This is a genomic window from Pseudomonas sp. MPB23, from assembly GCF_046605395.1.
Classification (GTDB): Bacteria; Pseudomonadota; Gammaproteobacteria; order Pseudomonadales; family Pseudomonadaceae; genus Aquipseudomonas.
The window spans coordinates 6,811,436-6,826,966 of the sequence record NZ_CP176771.1; the positions used below are offsets into that span (position 1 = coordinate 6,811,436).

Consider the following 15,531-nt stretch of genomic DNA (forward strand, 5'->3'; position numbering starts at 1 on the left):
GCCTTCACTAAACTATGAGCAGCCGTCGACACGATCCCCTGGCCCAAGTCAGCGACTTCGATATCCGCCTGTTGCGCATCTTTCGCAGCGTCGTGGAATGCGGTGGCTTCTCCGCGGCGGAAACCGTACTAGGCATCGGCCGCTCGGCCATCAGCCAGCAGATGAGCGACCTTGAACAACGCTTGGGCCTGCGCCTGTGCCAACGGGGCCGTGCCGGTTTCTCCCTCACCGAAGAAGGCCGCGAGGTCTATCAATCGGCACTGCAACTATTAAGTGCGCTGGAAAGTTTCCGCACTGAGGTAAACGGCCTGCACCAGCATTTGCGCGGCGAGTTGATCATTGGCCTGACCGACAACCTGGTCACCCTGCCCCACATGCGCATCACCCATGCCCTGGCCCAATTGAAGGAGCGTGGTCCGGACGTGCAGATCCAGATCCGCATGATCGCCCCCAACGAAGTCGAACAAGGTGTACTCGACGGCCGCCTGCATGTCGGCGTAGTGCCTCAGGCCAGCGCCCTGTCCGGGCTTGAGTACCAACCGCTGTACAGCGAACGCTCGTTGCTCTATTGCGCGGTTGGCCACCCGCTGTTTTATGCCGACGACAAGCAACTGGACGACGAGCGCATCAACGCCCAGGACGCGATCGCCCCGACCTTTCGATTGCCCGCCGAGATCCAGGCCCATTACCAGGCACTCAATTGCACCGCCAGCGCTTCGGACCGCGAAGGCATGGCCTTCCTGATCCTAACCGGCCGCTATATCGGCTACTTGCCCGATCACTACGCCAGCCTGTGGGTACAACAAGGCCGACTACGTGCTCTGAAATCGGCTACGCGTTTTTACGATTTAAGCCTGGCATCGGTCACGCGCAAGGGCCGTCGCCCTCATTTGGTGCTGGAAAGCTTCCTGGAAAGCCTGGCGGCAACGCGCTAACTCGGGCCTTGCGCAAAAAGCTGAGCAACTGGACAGCTTTTTGCAAGGACACGGGGACCTAGAACCGTCCGCCTCGAGTTTGCCCACCATGCCACCAGAATCCTCCAGCCCCAGCGACCTGATCTATGGCCTCAACGACCGCCCCAAACCCGCCCCGGCACTGCTGGCCGCACTGCAACATGTGCTGGCCGCGTTCGTCGGCATCATCACCCCGCCGCTGATCATCGGTTCCACCCTGGGCCTCACCGCCCATTTGCCCTACCTGATCAGCATGGCGCTGATGGTGTCCGGCGTCGGCACGTTCATCCAGGCGCGTAGGCCGTTTGGTATCGGCGCAGGGATGATCTGCCTGCAAGGCACCAGCTTCGCGTTTCTCGGTGCGGTGCTGTCGGCGGGTTTCCTGGTGAAGCAACGCGGCGGCAGCCCTGAGGACATCATGGCGATGATCTTCGGCGTGTGCTTTTTCGGTGCCGCGGTGCAAATCGTGCTGAGCCGCTTTATCGGCCAACTGCGCCGGGTGATCACACCGCTGGTGACCGGGATTGTGATTACCCTGATCGGTATCAGCCTGATCAAAGTGGGCATCACCGATCTGGGCGGCGGCTTCAACGCCCCTGACTTCGGCGCGCCCATCAACCTGGCACTGGGCGTGTTCGTGGTCCTGACGATTATTCTGCTCAACCGCTCCAACACACCGTGGGTGCGCCTCTCGGCGATCATCATCGGCCTGGCCCTCGGCAGCCTCGCGGCCTGGTTCAGCGGCAAACTGGTGCCCCACGCCCTGCCCGACTTGCCGTTGATCAGCGTGCCAATCCCCTTCCGCTTCGGTTTCAACTTCGACTGGAGCGCTTTCCTGCCGATCGCGCTGATTTATCTGATCAGCAGCATCGAAACCGTGGGCGATCTCACCGCCAACTGCATGATCGCCCGCCAGCCCATCAGCGGCCCTTCTTATATAAGTCGGCTCAAGGGCGGCGTGCTGGGCGATGGCGTCAGTTGCATGATCGCCGCCACCTTCAGCGCCTTTCCCAATACCACCTTTGCCCAGAACAACGGCGTGATCCAACTCACCGGCGTGGCCAGCCGTTACGTCGGCCTGTATATCAGCGTGGTGCTGTTTTGCCTGGGCCTGTTCCCTCTGATTGGCGCGGTGCTGCAGCAAATCCCCAAACCGGTATTGGGCGGCGCGACCCTGGTGATGTTCGGCAGCGTGGCCGCCGCCGGCGTGCGCATCCTCGCCCAGGTGCCGTTGGACCGACGCAGCATGCTGATCATCGCGACATCGTTTGGCGTGGGCCTGGGCATCGCCGCACAGCCCAATTTGTTGCATTTGATGCCAACCCTGGTGCAGAACCTGTTCGACTCGGCCATCACCAGCGGCGGGTTGACTGCGATTGCGTTGTGCCTCCTGTTACCGGAAGCCAAAGTGACCGCCACGGCGGCAAAGCACGCGCCGGAGAGCGACACACTGGAACCGCTTTGACGGTTTTATTGCATCAGGACTTGTCTGAGGCTTGAGGGTGAGTAATCTGTGCACACGTCGTCTCTATCGATCAGCACGGAAACCTCCATGAGCCTCGAAGTTCCTGCCCACAGCATCCACGCCGGTAAGCCCGCCAGCCGCATTCGTCAAAAGAACGAACAGGCGATTCTCCAGGCTGCTGAAGATGAGTTCGCGCGTCATGGCTACAAAGGCACCAGCATGAACACCATCGCCGCCAGTGCCGGGCTGCCGAAGGCCAACTTGCACTACTACTTCACCAACAAGCTGGGCCTGTATATCGCCGTGCTCAGCAATATCCTGGAGTTGTGGGACAGTACCTTCAACGCGCTGACCGCCGAGGATGACCCGGCCGAAGCGCTGACCCGCTATATCCGTACCAAGATGGAGTTCTCGCGGCGCCAGCCCCAGGCCTCGCGGATATTCGCCATGGAGATCATCAGCGGCGGCGAATGCCTCACCGAATATTTCAGCCAGGATTATCGCGCCTGGTTCAGCGGCCGGGCGGCGGTGTTCCAGGCCTGGATCGACGCCGGCAAGATGGACCCCATCGACCCCGTGCACCTGATCTTCCTGTTATGGGGCAGTACCCAGCACTACGCAGACTTTGCCACCCAGATCTGCCGCGTCACCGGTCGCACCAAGCTGACCAAGCAGGACATGGACGATGCCGGCACCAACCTGATCCACATCATTCTCAAGGGCTGTGGCATCAAGCCAGCCTACTGAAGACACGACTTATGCCTTTCACGCTCACAGGCCTTTGCGAATTTCGTGAAGAAATACGCAAAAGCCGCTTTATTACCCTCGCGGCACCGATCACCAGCCCGCAGGAAGCCCAGGCGTTCTTCGAGCAGCACAGCGACCTGAACGCCACGCACAACTGCTGGGCCTGGAAACTTGGCGATCAATACCGCAGCAGTGACGACGGCGAACCCGGCGGTACCGCTGGGCGGCCGATCCTTGCGGCCATCGAGGCACAAGGTTTTGATCAGGTCGCCGTGCTGATCATTCGCTGGTACGGCGGTATCCAACTGGGCACCGGCGGTCTCGCGCGCGCGTATGGGGGTGGCGCGAATAAATGCCTGCAAACCGCGGAGCGCATCGAGCTGATCAGCCGCGTGCCGCTGAGCTGCGCCTGCGGGTTCTCCGAATTGAACCTGGTCAAACTGCGCGTGGCCGAACACGGCGGGCTGGTCGTCGAGGAAAACTTCACCGCCAACGGTGTGGAGCTGCAACTGGCGATGGGCGAAGCCCAGATCCAGACCCTGCAAACCCAGCTCGCCGACTTGAGCCGCGGGCGCATCCTGCTGCAACGTTGAAGCTGCTACTGTTGTCCACCGAATTCCCTGAACCGCGATGTCAAAGGAAGCCCTTCATGTCTACGCCAAAAACCGCTCTGATCATCGGCGCCTCACGCGGGCTGGGCCTTGGCCTGGTCAAGCAATTGCTCAAGGACGGCTGGGAAGTGACCGCCACCGTGCGTGATCCGAGCAAGGCCGACGCCCTCAAGGCCGTGGGCCCGGTGCAGATCGAGAAACTCGACATGGACGATCAGCAAGCCGTGATCGCCCTGAGCCAGCGTCTCAAGGCGCGCACCTTCGACCTGCTGTTCGTCAACGCAGGCGTCAAGGGCCCGGCCAATCAAGAGCCCGGCCACGCCACCCTGGCCGAAGTCGGCCAACTGTTCTTCACCAACGCCGTGGCACCGATCAACCTGGCCCAGCGTTTTGTCGGGCAGATCCGCAAGGATAGCGGCGTGCTGGCCTTCATGAGTTCGGTACTGGGCAGCGTGACCATTCCCGACGGCTCCGACCTGGCGCTGTACAAAGCGAGCAAGGCCGCGCTCAACTCCATGACCAACAGCTTCATCAACCAACTCGGCGACCACAAACCCACCGTGTTGTCGCTGCACCCTGGCTGGGTGAAGACCGACATGGGCGGCGAAAACGCCCACATTGATGTCGAGACCAGCGTGCGCGGCCTGGTGGACCAGGTGAATGCCTATACCGGCAAGGGCGGCCATCACTTCATCGACTACAAAGGCAACACCATCGCCTGGTAAGGCCCACAGGAGCGTTATCGGCCGATTGCCGTCGATAACGCTCCGCGCGTAGACTGCGCACCTCGCCCTCACCGGCGACCCTGGATCAGCAGACAGGGCAACACTGAGCTGGCAAACCTGAACCCATCATTCAGAGGAGCCGGCCCATGCCTGCGACCCGTATCTGGTTAAAAACCCCTCTCGCGATTTTCACTGCCAACGGCCTCGATGCCCGTGGCGGCCTGGTGCTGCAAGACGGTGTGATCGCCGAAGTGCTGGCCCTGGGGCAAGTACCCGCACAGCCTTGCGCCGAGGTGTTCGATGCTCGCGAGCATGTCGTCCTTCCCGGCCTGATCAACACCCACCATCATTTCTACCAAACCCTGACCCGCGCCTGGGCGCCGGTGGTCAACCAACCCTTATTCCCCTGGCTGAAAACCCTGTACCCGGTGTGGGCACGGCTCACCCCGGAAAAACTCGCCCTGGCCACCAAAGTCGCACTGGCCGAACTGTTGCTCTCGGGTTGCACCACGGCGGCCGATCACCACTATTTGTTCCCCGATGGGTTGGAACAGGCGATTGATATGCAGGTGCAATGCGTGCGCGAACTGGGCATGCGCGCCATGCTCACCCGCGGTTCGATGAGCCTGGGCGAAGCGGACGGCGGCCTGCCACCGCAGCAGACCGTGCAACAAGGCCAGGTAATCCTCGACGACAGCCAACGCCTGATCCGCGAATACCACCAGCGCGGCGACGGCGCGCAGATCCAGATTGCCCTGGCGCCCTGCTCGCCGTTTTCCGTCACGCCGCAGATCATGCAAGCCAGCGCCGAACTGGCCAACAGCCTCGACGTGCGCCTGCACACCCATCTGGCGGAAACCCTCGACGAAGAAGACTTCTGCCTGCAACGCTTCGGCCTGCGCACCGTGGACTACCTCGACAGCGTTGGCTGGCTCGGCCCACGTACCTGGCTGGCCCATGGCATTCACTTCAACCCGGATGAAATTGCACGCCTGGGCGCCGCCGGCACCGGTATCTGCCATTGCCCAAGCTCGAACATGCGCCTGGCTTCCGGTATCTGCCCGACCCTGGACCTGCTCGCCGCTGGCGCACCGATCGGCCTCGGCGTCGACGGTTCGGCCTCCAACGATGCGTCGAACATGATTCTCGAAACGCGCCAGGCCCTGTATATCCAGCGCCTGCGCTATGGCGCGGAAAAAATCACCCCCGAAGGGGTACTGGGCTGGGCGACCCGGGGGTCGGCACAGTTACTCGGGCGTACGGATATCGGCGAATTGGCCGTAGGCAAACAGGCTGATCTGGCGCTGTTCAAACTCGATGAACTGCGCTTCTCCGGCAGCCATGATCCGATTGCCGCACTGCTGCTGTGCGGCGCGGACCGGGCTGATCGGGTGATGATCGGCGGCACATGGCGCGTGATTGACGGTCAGGTTGAAGGCCTGGACCTCAAAGGCTTGATCGCCGATCACAGCCAGGCCGCGCGACAGTTGATCGCCGGCTGACTACACCCCCAGCAGCGACAGCATGATAAACGTCGCAAACAGCACGAAATGGGTCATCCCTTCGATGGCGTTGGTTTCGCCATCGTTGAGGTTGATCGCGCTGACGATCAACGTGATGAGCACCATGACGGTCTGCACCGGTGTCATTGCCATCTGAAACGGCTGGCCGGTGTAAAGCGCCATGGCTTCCATCACCGGCACCGTCAGAATCACCGTCGATAACGAGGCACCCAGCGCGATGTTGACCACCGACTGCATGCGGTTGGCCAGGGCCGCGCGCAAGGCGGTCAGAATCTCCGGCGCCGCGGAAATGGCTGCCACCACAATCGCCGTGACCACCGGCGGCGCGCCTGTACCTTCCAGTCCCAGGTCGAGGGTCTTGGACATCACCTCGGCCAGCGCACCGATCACAATCACGCCAAACACCAACGTACCGACGGAGAACGCCAGGTTCACCGGCGGCTCGATCTCGTCTTCCGGTAGTTTCTTGCGGCGTTTTTCCGGGTAGCGGTAGCTGAAGAAGTAACTGTGGGGCCCCACCTGCATCCTCAGGAACAAGGTGTAGAGCACCACCATCGCGCCGATGGTGAAGGCCGAGTAAATTTTCCAATCGGCTTTGGGGATAAATTCCGGCACCACCATCGACACCCCCATCGCGGTGAGGATCATCACGCTGTAGGTGCGCGCCGAATCATCGTTGTAGGACTGTTCACCATGCTTGATGCCGCCCATCAGCGCGGCCAGGCCGAGGATGCCGTTGATGTCGAGCATCACCGCCGAGTAGATGGTGTCGCGCACCAAGGTGGGCGACGCCTCGTTGCTCATCATGATCGCCAGGATCACCACCTCCACCAGCACGGCGGCCAGGGTCAGGATCATGGTGCCGTAGGGGTCGCCGACTTTTTCTGCCAGTTGCTCGGCATGATGGGCGACACGCATGGAAGCCATCACGATAAAGCCGATCAGCGCCAAACCGGCCAGCAGCGCCACCGATTGCCCGCTGTGCAGCATCCAGTGTTCCAGCGGGTAGGCGACGATGGCGGCAATCAGCGCCAGTAGCATGTATTTTTCTTGCTTGAGGGAAGTGAGCATTCCGGGCCTTATCAAACGGTGAATCAGTCAGTGATGGGGTACAGACTGCGTTGCGCTGCTAACGTTTCGTTACACCTTAGTTCACACAGCGCTTGCGTGAATAAAGTGAATCCTCTCCTGCTGGTCAGGTTTTGCCAAATATTTCAGCCATGGCCTGTAGAATGCCGCCATTGCACCTGATGAGATTTTAGACATGTACGACTGGCTCAACGCCCTGCCCAAGGCGGAACTGCACCTGCACCTGGAGGGCTCGCTGGAGCCTGAGTTGCTGTTCGCGCTGGCCGAGCGCAACAAGATCGCGCTGCCGTGGAACGACGTCGAAACCCTGCGCAAGGCCTACGCCTTCAACAACCTGCAAGAGTTTCTCGACCTGTATTACCAAGGCGCCGACGTGCTGCGCACCTCCCAGGATTTCTACGACCTGACCTGGGCCTACCTGCTGCGCTGCAAAGAACAGAACGTGATCCACACCGAACCCTTCTTCGACCCGCAAACCCACACCGACCGTGGCGTGCCGTTCGAAGTGGTGCTCAACGGCATCGCCGCCGCACTCAAAGATGGCGAGCAGCAACTGGGCATCACCAGCGGTTTGATCCTCAGTTTCCTGCGCCACCTGAGCGAAGCCGAAGCCGAGAAGACCCTCGACCAGGCGCTACCGTTCCGTGATGCGTTCGTGGCCGTGGGCCTGGACAGTTCGGAAATGGGGCACCCGCCGAGTAAGTTCCAGCGCGTGTTCGATCGTGCCCGTCACGAAGGCTTCCTCACCGTGGCCCACGCCGGCGAAGAAGGCCCGCCCGAGTACATCTGGGAAGCCATTGACCTGCTGAAAGTCCAGCGCATCGACCATGGCGTACGCGCCATCGAAGACGAGCGCCTGATGCAGCGCATCATCGACGAGCAGATCCCGCTGACCGTGTGCCCGTTGTCCAACACCAAGCTGTGTGTGTTCGACGACATGGCCCAGCACAACATCCTCGACATGCTCGAGCGTGGCGTGAAGGTGACGGTGAACTCGGATGACCCGGCGTACTTCGGCGGCTACGTCACCGAAAACTTCCATGCGCTGTACACCGCCCTGGGCATGACCCAGGACCAGGCCAAACGCCTGGCGCAAAACAGCCTGGATGCGCGACTGGTCAAGCCGTAACTGAAAATGTGGGAGCGGGCTTGCTCGCGATTGCGCGGTGTCAGTCGCTAAATATTTGACTGAGCCACCGCAATCGCGAGCAAGCCCGTTCCCACATTTGTTAGGAACTCAACTCTTCCAGCGTCTTGCCCTTCGTTTCCATCCCGAACACCCACACCACCAGCGCCGCCACGGCAAAACACAGCGCGCCTAGGGCAAACACCCCGCCCTGCCCGGTAATCGGAAACACCAGCCCGGTCACCATCGGCCCGAGCAGCGAGCCGACCCGGCCAATCGCCGAGGCAAACCCCGAGCCCGTCGCCCGCGCCGAGGTGGGGTACAGCTCCGGTGTGTAGGTGTACAGCACCGCCCACATGCCAAACAAAAAGAACTGCATCAGCAGGCCAGAGGTAATCAGCAGACCGACATTGCCGCCGAACACAGCACTCTGCCCATACAGAAACGCCATCACCCCGCCGCCCAGCAAGGTCACGACGCACACCGGTTTACGCCCCCAGCGTTCCACCAGCCACGCCGCCATCAGGAAGCCCGGAATCCCGCCCAGGGAAATGATCACCGTGTAATACACCGATTGGGTCACCGCAAAACCCGACTGCTGCAGCAAGGCGCTCAGCCAGGAAGTGAGCCCATAAAAGCCGAGCAACGCGAAGAACCACACGCTCCAGATCATCATCGTGCGCTGGCGATATTGCACCGACCACAACTGCTTGAACGCCGAGAAAAAATCTCCCGGCGTGGTCTGCACCCGAGGCAGGCGGATCGGTTCCGGCAAATCGGCCCGGCCCAGCGAGTCGCGGACTTTCTGCTCGATGCCCGACAACACCGTGTCCGCCGTTTCATGCCGGCCCGCCTGTTCCAACCAGCGTGGCGACTCCGGGATGAAAAAGCGGATCGCCAGCACAAACACCGCCGGCACCGCCAACACCAGGAAGATGTCGCGCCAGCCAATCACCGGCAACAAAAAGTAAGACAGCACACCCGCCGCCACAAAGCCCAGGGGCCAGAATCCGTCCATCAAGGCGATATAGCGCCCGCGCTTGTTGGCGGGAATCAACTCCGACAGCATCGACTGCGCTATCGGAAATTCCATGCCCATGCCGATGCCCAACAGGATGCGAAACAGCGTCAGCGTTTCCACAGTTTGCGCCGTGGAGCACAGGTAGCTGGCGAGTCCCCATAACACGATGCTCCACTGGAACACCGGCTTGCGACCGAAGCGGTCGGCGAGCATCCCGGACAACGACGCGCCCACCACCATGCCGAAAAAACTCGAACTGGCGAGCAACCCGGCCTGGGCCGAACTCAGGCCGAACTCGGTTTTGATCGAGCCCAACAGGAACGTCATCATGGCCAGGTCCATGGAGTCGAAGAAAAACGCCAGGGCAATGATGATAAAGATCACACGGTGATAGCCGCTGATGGGCAACCGTTCAAGCCGTTCCGCTGCGCTATAGCCTTGCCTACCCATGCCGCATCCCCTCTGTGAAAAATCCCCTCATCGAGTGTGCGGCATGGGTTTTCCGGGTTATTGCTGGATGCGACCCGACTGAAACTCTAAACGACGCGCCTACCGGCAAATCGGCGGCTAGGGCGCGTCCGATGCCGCCAACCGGCCGATTTCCTCCAGCCCGGTATCGCTGACCAGCAAGGCGCGGGACTCGTTGTGGATGCTGACCCAGTTCAACTGTAAGAACAGTTGCAACAACCCCGCCCCCAGCGCGCCCCCCAGGTGCGGTTGCTGCTGGCTCCAGTCGGAACAATCACACACCACCGGCGACGCCAGTGCCTGGGTAAAAATGCCCAGGTTCGCCAGCTGTCGTGCGCCTTTGGGGGTGACGTCGATGCGCGGGTCACAACGTTCGACCCAGCCCGCCGACATCATTCGCTGATACAGGCCCGCCGCCAGCTCGCCGCCAAGGTGGCCCTGGCACAGCCGGGCGCGGCGCAACTGCGGCGGCGCCACCAGGGCCACCGCCGAGGCATTGGGGGCGCTGCGTACCGCACTGGCCAATGTGGTGCTGGCCAAGGCGTCGATGGCGGTGCTGACATCGGCCGCCGCCATCCGAAACACCCGTGTGCCACGCCGGGCCTCGACCCGCAGCAAACCGCTGCCGGTCAGCCGCGCCAGGTGCGCATTGGCCGACGCGGGCGACAGCTCGGCGAGCGCGGCCAATTCCGCCGAGGACTTGGCCGAGCCGTCCATCAATGCCCAGAGCATGGCGGTGCGTTTGGGATCGGCGAGCAAGCTGGCGATTTGACTGATGCAAGGTGCCTGTTCCATCTGTTCACTCCCTGTTAAATCATTTGTCTGCTGCTGTTGGCGCCAAAGTATAGGTGCGCACGCCGCCGGTTCCGCGGCGTCTGACAGCACAGATAGGGACAGGTTTTGAGTGAAATTTCCTTATGTGATGGAGGCTATTACGTAAAGCTTGCTCGATCCGGCCACTGAGCGGTCAAAGTCGCACAGCGGGACACGAGCATTTCCCGCAGTAGATTGATGGGTTTACTCAGTTGCGCACGGTGGGCGCACAACAGATTCAGCGGTGTCCGCTCGCCACGCAACTCCGGCAGGATCACGCGCAAGCGTCCGGCCAGCACATCGGCGCTCACATCCAGCCAGGATTTATAGGCAATGCCCACGCCCGCCACCGCCCAGCGCCGCACCACATCGGCATCGTCGCTGAAGCGGTCACCGCTGACCGTCAGGCTGACGTCGCGTTTGCCGTCATGGAAACTCCAATGGTCATGAACCCGGCTGCCGAGCATGTACAGCAGGCAATTGTGCTGGGCCAGTTGCTCCAAGTGTCGGGGCTCGCCGTGGCGTGCGAGATAGCTGGGCGCGGCACACAGCACACGCACATTCTGCGGCGCGACGGGCAGCGCGATCAGGCTGGAATCTTCGGGCTCGCCGTAGCGCAGGGCGATGTCCACCGGTTGGCGGAACAGATCGGCAATGCGATCGCCCAATAGCAGACGCACGCTGAGTTGGGGGTACTCACGCTGGAACTCATCCAGCCACGGCAGCAGTTGGTTGCGGCCGAAATCCGAAGGTGCGGACAGTTGCAGGACCCCGCTGACGTGATCCTGGCCACTGGCCAACAAGCGCCGTCCTTCATCCAGGGAACTGAGCGCCGCGCGGGCATATTCGAGGAAACCCTCGCCCTCGGCGGTTAACCGCAGGCTGCGGGTCGAACGCGCCAGCAAGCGCGCGCCCAGTTGCTGTTCGATGCGTTTAAGCGCCGCACTGGCCACCGCCGGGGACAGGTCCATCCCCCGCGCCGCCGCCGACAGGCTGCCCAGGTCGGCCGCACGCACAAACAACTGCAAATCATCAAAGCGCAGCATGCATTCCTACCCATTATCAAAATTTTATTGAAACAGACTGCTGTTTTAGCCGCTTTTATCTGCAAGAGAAATAGCCAATCATCTGCCCATCCCGCTCATCACGTGTCTGGAGTTGAACATGTCCACTGCTTTTAACGTCATCGCCACGCTGATCGCCAAGCCCGGCCAACAGGCCATCCTCGAACCTTTGCTGCGTGGCCTGCTGGCGCCGACGCGCCTGGAAGCCGGTTGCGAGCAATACGACCTGCACCAGGACCTGCAACACCCCGAGACCTTCTACATGCTCGAACGCTGGGCCGACGACGCCGCACTGGCCGCCCATGACCAGAGCGCGCATATCCAGAGTTTCCGCACCAAGGCTGCCGATGTGATCGAACACTTTGAACTCAAGCGCCTGAAGTTTCTCGCCTGACCGCCCCATTTTTCTGTAGGAGCGAGCTTGCTCGCGAACAACTCAAGAGCACCGCGATTCGCCATAGAGACACTGCGTCATCGTTAACGATTTTCGCGAGCAAGCTCGCTCCTACAGTCAATCAGCGTATTTTCCCGGAGACACCATGAAAGCCATCGCCTACTACGCATCACTGCCGATCACCGATCCAAACGCGCTGCAAGACATCGAACTGCCAGCCCCCGTCGCCGGCCCGCGCGATCTGCTGGTGGAAGTCAAAGCCATCTCGGTCAACCCGGTAGACACCAAGGTGCGCCAGAACGTCGCCCCGGAAAACGGCGCCGCCAAGGTGCTGGGCTGGGACGTGGCGGGCGTGGTCAAGGCCGTCGGCAGCGAAGTGACGCTGTTCAAGGCCGGCGACAAGGTGTTCTACGCCGGCTCGCTGGTGCGTCCGGGCGGCAACAGTGAGTTGCACACCGTGGACGAGCGCATCGTCGGCCATATGCCCAAGAGCCTGGGTTTCGCCGACGCCGCCGCCTTACCGCTGACAGCCATCACCGCCTGGGAATTGTTGTTCGAGCGCCTGCAGGTGCGTGAAGGTAAAGAAGATCAAGGCCAGAGCCTGCTGATCGTCGGCGCCGCCGGTGGCGTGGGTTCGATCCTGACCCAACTGGCTCGCCAGCTCACCGCATTGAAAGTCATCGGCACCGCCTCGCGCCCGGAGACCCAGGCGTGGGCCAAGGCCCTCGGCGCTGACTTGGTGATCGACCATAGCCAGCCGCTGAGCGAAGCGCTGAAAACCGCTGGCCATCCGCACGTGACCCACGTCGCCAGCCTGACCCAGACCGAGCATCACCTGGATCAACTGGTGGAAGCCCTGCAACCCCAGGGCAAGCTGGCGCTGATCGACGATCCCAAGGCGCTGGACGTGAGCAAACTCAAGCGCAAGAGCCTGTCGCTGCATTGGGAGTTCATGTACACCCGCTCGATGTTCGAGACGCCGGACATGATCGAGCAACACAACCTGCTCAACCGCGTGGCCGAGCTGATAGACGCCGGCATCCTGGAAACCACGGTGGGCGAGCACTTCGGCGTGATCAACGCGGCGAACCTGCGCCGTGCCCATGCGCTGCTGGAAAGCGGCAAGGCCAAGGGCAAAATCGTGTTGGAAGGCTTCTGAAGGGGCCGCATCGGTGCCGTCTGTTATTCATCCGATTGATGGACGGCGCCATTAGTCCGAGAGTTGACCTCTGTCATATTTGTGAGCGTATTCGGGTTTATATTGGCGGCCTTTGCCACGATTCTTTTACGTGAGGAAGTCAGCAATGAAAATCCTGATAAAAGCGTTAGCAAAATCCCCCGGCCATAAATGGCAGGTCCGTCTCAATAAGGACGCGTTCACCTTCCGCACCGAGGCCGAGGCCCGCGAGTTCGCCGAGACCCTGCAAGCCCGGATCCAGGCCCCTCACCGCTTTCCGATCAGCCAGCAACGCTCCGCCGCTGGCTGACCCGCACCTCAGACCTGCGCCTGCGCGGCCCTCGCCCGTTGCAGGCGCTGGGTCGCCATCGCAATCGTCACCGCCAACACACCGCACAAGCAGATGACCATGGCCATCGGCATGGCGGTGCCGTCGTGCAGCACGCCCACCAACGATGCCGCGCCCGCCGCCACGCCAAACTGAATGCAGCCGAGCAACGCCGAAGCGCTGCCGGCCCGCGCGCCCTGCCCGCTCATGGCACAGGCCGAGGTGTTGGGCAAAATACAGCCCAGGCTGGCGATGCAGATAAACAGCGGCACCAACAACGGCCACAAAGCCTCGGTGCGCAAAGCGGCAATGCCCAACAGCGCCAACGCCGCCAGCAGGTAGACCCACACCGTGCGCGACAGCAAAAACGCCGGACCGCGCCGGGCCAGCAAGCGCGCATTGACCTGCGCCACCAGAATGAATCCCGCAGCGTTGGAGCCGAACAACCAGCCGTAATGCTCGGCGGGTACGCCGTACAGTTTGATAAATACAAAGGGCGAACCGGCGATGTAGGCAAACATCCCGGCAATCGAAATACCGCCGGTCAAGGCATAGCCGAGGTAAACCCGGTCGGACAACAACGCGCCATAGCGGCGCAGCGACCCGGACAACGGCTGACGTGGCTGATGGGCCGGGAAGGTTTCCGGCAAACCGACCGCCACAGCGACGGCGGCCATCACGCTGAACAGCGAAAGCGTCAGGAAGATCGACTGCCAGCCCCACAACCCGACCATCAACCCGCCCGCCAACGGCGCGAGGATCGGTGCCAGGCCGGTCACCAGCATCAATTGCGAATAGACCTTGGCCGAGCCCACCGCATCACATTTGTCGCTGACCACCGCCCGGGAAATCACCATGCCCGCGCAGCCGCCCAGGGCCTGCACGAAGCGCGCAGCGATCAGCCATTCCAGGGACGGTGCAAAGGCACAGGCAAAGGACGCCAATGTAAACAGGGTGACGCCGCTGAGCAGCGGCCCGCGTCGGCCAAACCGGTCGGCGAGCGGGCCGTAGATCAATTGACCGATGGCCAGGCCACCGAAATACACCGCCAGGGTCAGTTGGATGTGCTTTTCATCGGTGGCAAACGCCGTGGCCATGGCCGGAAAGCCCGGCAGGTAAAAATCGATCGCCAGCGGCGCGAAGGCGCTCAAGGCACCCAGAATCAGGAGTATGCGGAGGTTCATCAGGCACCCAAGTGTGTCGGCAGCCGAACAGTCTAGCCGCGCTTGAGTGCCTTGAACATTAAGTTAGCTCGCTATCTATTAAAATTCAGACGACGCTGTAGCCCTCTTCGCGGATCAACCCGGCGATCACTTCGTGGCTGAGCTGGCTTTGCACGCTGACTTGCTTGGCCGCGAGGTCCACCGTCACTTCGGCCGCCGGGTCCTGGCTCTTTATCGCCTGGGTCACGGCCTTGACGCAGTGGCCGCAGGTCATTCCTTCAACGCTGAATACTTGCATGACATGACTCCTTTGATGAGGTTGGACGCAGTGTCGACCTTGCCACGATGGCAAGGTCAAGTTCCAAGAATCTCTGCCGGGCTGGTATTCGGCGGCAACGTCGGCCAAGCTTGGGCCTTTCTTAGATGTGAACCACGGAGCATTCGCCATGCGCTGGTCGTTTTTTGGCCTTGTCGGCCTGATGTGCTTGTCTGCCGCTGCGCCCCCGGCCCAGGCCGCAGAAGACTATGCAGTGCTGATCATTTCCCGGGAACGCCTGGAAGTGCCGACCAATTGCGAGATCGGCCTGTACATCAATGACCAGTTGTCGGGCCGGCTGTTCCAGGAACAAGCCACCTCGTTCAACTTGCCGGCGGGCAATGTGTCTCTGCGCCTGAAACTGTTGCCCGGGCAAGCGCCGGGCTGCCTGCCGAGCCTGCTGGCGCCCCCCGCGCAGAACATTACGTTGAAGGTCGGTGACGTGCGCAAATTACGCATCGCCCAAGGCCCGGAAGGCATGTACCTCAAGCCTGCGGCATTGGGATACTAAAGACGCTTGACCTTCCCCACAGGTCAAGGTTGATCCT

17 protein-coding genes are annotated in these 15,531 nt (G+C 61.6%); 11 read left to right on the plus strand and 6 right to left on the minus strand.

Features of this window, described 5'->3' with window-relative positions:
* The first annotated feature begins 14 nt into the window (after positions 1–14).
* From ACLH0J_RS31175 to ACLH0J_RS31200, 6 genes are all read left to right on the plus strand, one after another.
* Positions 15–935, plus strand: a complete 921-nt coding sequence (locus tag ACLH0J_RS31175; protein ID WP_411390356.1) for a LysR family transcriptional regulator — start codon at positions 15–17, stop codon at positions 933–935.
* 88 nt (positions 936–1,023) lie between these two features.
* The gene (locus ACLH0J_RS31180) at positions 1,024–2,418 is read left to right on the plus strand and encodes a uracil-xanthine permease family protein (protein ID WP_411390357.1); all 1,395 of its coding nucleotides are present in this window, start codon (positions 1,024–1,026) and stop codon (positions 2,416–2,418) included.
* Between the two features lie 87 nt (positions 2,419–2,505).
* Positions 2,506–3,165 carry a TetR/AcrR family transcriptional regulator gene (locus tag ACLH0J_RS31185; RefSeq protein WP_010567635.1) on the plus strand — a complete coding sequence of 220 codons (660 nt, stop codon included), beginning with the start codon at positions 2,506–2,508 and terminating at the stop codon, positions 3,163–3,165.
* An 11-nt stretch (positions 3,166–3,176) separates the two neighbouring features.
* Positions 3,177–3,758: an IMPACT family protein gene (locus ACLH0J_RS31190; RefSeq protein WP_411390358.1), complete on the plus strand. Its 582-nt coding sequence runs from the start codon at positions 3,177–3,179 to the stop codon at positions 3,756–3,758.
* A gap of 56 nt (positions 3,759–3,814) precedes the next feature.
* Positions 3,815–4,501: an SDR family oxidoreductase gene (locus ACLH0J_RS31195; RefSeq protein ID WP_411390359.1), complete on the plus strand. Its 687-nt coding sequence runs from the start codon at positions 3,815–3,817 to the stop codon at positions 4,499–4,501.
* A gap of 146 nt (positions 4,502–4,647) precedes the next feature.
* Positions 4,648–6,003, plus strand: coding sequence for an 8-oxoguanine deaminase (locus ACLH0J_RS31200; RefSeq protein WP_411390360.1), 1,356 nt, complete (start codon positions 4,648–4,650; stop codon positions 6,001–6,003).
* Here the strand turns inward: ACLH0J_RS31200 and ACLH0J_RS31205 are convergent, their stop codons facing one another.
* Positions 6,004–7,095 carry a calcium:proton antiporter gene (locus tag ACLH0J_RS31205; RefSeq protein ID WP_411390361.1) on the minus strand — a complete coding sequence of 364 codons (1,092 nt, stop codon included), beginning with the start codon at positions 7,093–7,095 and terminating at the stop codon, positions 6,004–6,006.
* Between the two features lie 193 nt (positions 7,096–7,288).
* Between ACLH0J_RS31205 and ACLH0J_RS31210 the strand changes: the two genes are divergently transcribed.
* Positions 7,289–8,242, plus strand: a complete 954-nt coding sequence (locus ACLH0J_RS31210; protein WP_321142506.1) for an adenosine deaminase — start codon at positions 7,289–7,291, stop codon at positions 8,240–8,242.
* 100 nt (positions 8,243–8,342) lie between these two features.
* Here ACLH0J_RS31210 and ACLH0J_RS31215 read toward each other — a convergent pair whose 3' ends face one another.
* From ACLH0J_RS31215 to ACLH0J_RS31225, 3 genes are all read right to left on the minus strand, one after another.
* On the minus strand, positions 8,343–9,710 hold the full coding sequence (locus tag ACLH0J_RS31215) for an MFS transporter (RefSeq protein WP_411390362.1): 1,368 nt from the start codon (positions 9,708–9,710) through the stop codon (positions 8,343–8,345).
* A 117-nt stretch (positions 9,711–9,827) separates the two neighbouring features.
* Positions 9,828–10,523: an ArsR/SmtB family transcription factor gene (locus ACLH0J_RS31220; RefSeq protein WP_411390363.1), complete on the minus strand. Its 696-nt coding sequence runs from the start codon at positions 10,521–10,523 to the stop codon at positions 9,828–9,830.
* Positions 10,524–10,660: 137 nt separating this feature from the next.
* Positions 10,661–11,587 carry a LysR family transcriptional regulator gene (locus ACLH0J_RS31225; protein WP_411390364.1) on the minus strand — a complete coding sequence of 309 codons (927 nt, stop codon included), beginning with the start codon at positions 11,585–11,587 and terminating at the stop codon, positions 10,661–10,663.
* 118 nt (positions 11,588–11,705) lie between these two features.
* Between ACLH0J_RS31225 and ACLH0J_RS31230 the strand changes: the two genes are divergently transcribed.
* From ACLH0J_RS31230 to ACLH0J_RS31240, 3 genes are all read left to right on the plus strand, one after another.
* Positions 11,706–11,999 (plus strand): putative quinol monooxygenase, encoded by a 294-nt coding sequence (locus ACLH0J_RS31230; RefSeq protein WP_411390365.1) that lies wholly within the window; start codon positions 11,706–11,708, stop codon positions 11,997–11,999.
* A gap of 145 nt (positions 12,000–12,144) precedes the next feature.
* Positions 12,145–13,158 (plus strand): zinc-binding alcohol dehydrogenase family protein, encoded by a 1,014-nt coding sequence (locus ACLH0J_RS31235; RefSeq protein WP_411390366.1) that lies wholly within the window; start codon positions 12,145–12,147, stop codon positions 13,156–13,158.
* Between the two features lie 145 nt (positions 13,159–13,303).
* Complete coding sequence (locus ACLH0J_RS31240; protein WP_078835590.1) at positions 13,304–13,486, plus strand: hypothetical protein; 183 nt, start codon at positions 13,304–13,306, stop codon at positions 13,484–13,486.
* Positions 13,487–13,494: 8 nt separating this feature from the next.
* On the opposite strand, the gene ACLH0J_RS31245 is transcribed toward ACLH0J_RS31240, so the two are convergent.
* Entirely contained in the window at positions 13,495–14,688 is a 1,194-nt protein-coding gene (locus ACLH0J_RS31245) for a multidrug effflux MFS transporter (RefSeq protein ID WP_411390367.1), read from the minus strand.
* A gap of 85 nt (positions 14,689–14,773) precedes the next feature.
* The gene (locus ACLH0J_RS31250) at positions 14,774–14,965 is read right to left on the minus strand and encodes a heavy-metal-associated domain-containing protein (protein ID WP_411390368.1); all 192 of its coding nucleotides are present in this window, start codon (positions 14,963–14,965) and stop codon (positions 14,774–14,776) included.
* Between the two features lie 148 nt (positions 14,966–15,113).
* Here ACLH0J_RS31250 and ACLH0J_RS31255 point away from each other — a divergent pair, with 148 nt between their 5' ends.
* Positions 15,114–15,494, plus strand: a complete 381-nt coding sequence (locus ACLH0J_RS31255) for a hypothetical protein (protein ID WP_411390369.1) — start codon at positions 15,114–15,116, stop codon at positions 15,492–15,494.
* Positions 15,495–15,531: the final 37 nt, after the last annotated feature.

Bases quoted from the DNA above. Each gene is read 5' to 3' on its own strand.
- ACLH0J_RS31175 (WP_411390356.1), top strand. From the start codon at position 15: ATGAGCAGCCGTCGACACGATCCCCTGGCCCAAGTCAGCGACTTCGAT.
- ACLH0J_RS31180 (WP_411390357.1), top strand. From the start codon at position 1,024: ATGCCACCAGAATCCTCCAGCCCCAGCGACCTGATCTATGGCCTCAAC.
- ACLH0J_RS31185 (WP_010567635.1), top strand. From the start codon at position 2,506: ATGAGCCTCGAAGTTCCTGCCCACAGCATCCACGCCGGTAAGCCCGCC.
- ACLH0J_RS31190 (WP_411390358.1), top strand. From the start codon at position 3,177: ATGCCTTTCACGCTCACAGGCCTTTGCGAATTTCGTGAAGAAATACGC.
- ACLH0J_RS31195 (WP_411390359.1), top strand. From the start codon at position 3,815: ATGTCTACGCCAAAAACCGCTCTGATCATCGGCGCCTCACGCGGGCTG.
- ACLH0J_RS31200 (WP_411390360.1), top strand. From the start codon at position 4,648: ATGCCTGCGACCCGTATCTGGTTAAAAACCCCTCTCGCGATTTTCACT.
- ACLH0J_RS31205 (WP_411390361.1), bottom strand. From the start codon at position 7,095: ATGCTCACTTCCCTCAAGCAAGAAAAATACATGCTACTGGCGCTGATT.
- ACLH0J_RS31210 (WP_321142506.1), top strand. From the start codon at position 7,289: ATGTACGACTGGCTCAACGCCCTGCCCAAGGCGGAACTGCACCTGCAC.
- ACLH0J_RS31215 (WP_411390362.1), bottom strand. From the start codon at position 9,710: ATGGGTAGGCAAGGCTATAGCGCAGCGGAACGGCTTGAACGGTTGCCC.
- ACLH0J_RS31220 (WP_411390363.1), bottom strand. From the start codon at position 10,523: ATGGAACAGGCACCTTGCATCAGTCAAATCGCCAGCTTGCTCGCCGAT.
- ACLH0J_RS31225 (WP_411390364.1), bottom strand. From the start codon at position 11,587: ATGCTGCGCTTTGATGATTTGCAGTTGTTTGTGCGTGCGGCCGACCTG.
- ACLH0J_RS31230 (WP_411390365.1), top strand. From the start codon at position 11,706: ATGTCCACTGCTTTTAACGTCATCGCCACGCTGATCGCCAAGCCCGGC.
- ACLH0J_RS31235 (WP_411390366.1), top strand. From the start codon at position 12,145: ATGAAAGCCATCGCCTACTACGCATCACTGCCGATCACCGATCCAAAC.
- ACLH0J_RS31240 (WP_078835590.1), top strand. From the start codon at position 13,304: ATGAAAATCCTGATAAAAGCGTTAGCAAAATCCCCCGGCCATAAATGG.
- ACLH0J_RS31245 (WP_411390367.1), bottom strand. From the start codon at position 14,688: ATGAACCTCCGCATACTCCTGATTCTGGGTGCCTTGAGCGCCTTCGCG.
- ACLH0J_RS31250 (WP_411390368.1), bottom strand. From the start codon at position 14,965: ATGCAAGTATTCAGCGTTGAAGGAATGACCTGCGGCCACTGCGTCAAG.
- ACLH0J_RS31255 (WP_411390369.1), top strand. From the start codon at position 15,114: ATGCGCTGGTCGTTTTTTGGCCTTGTCGGCCTGATGTGCTTGTCTGCC.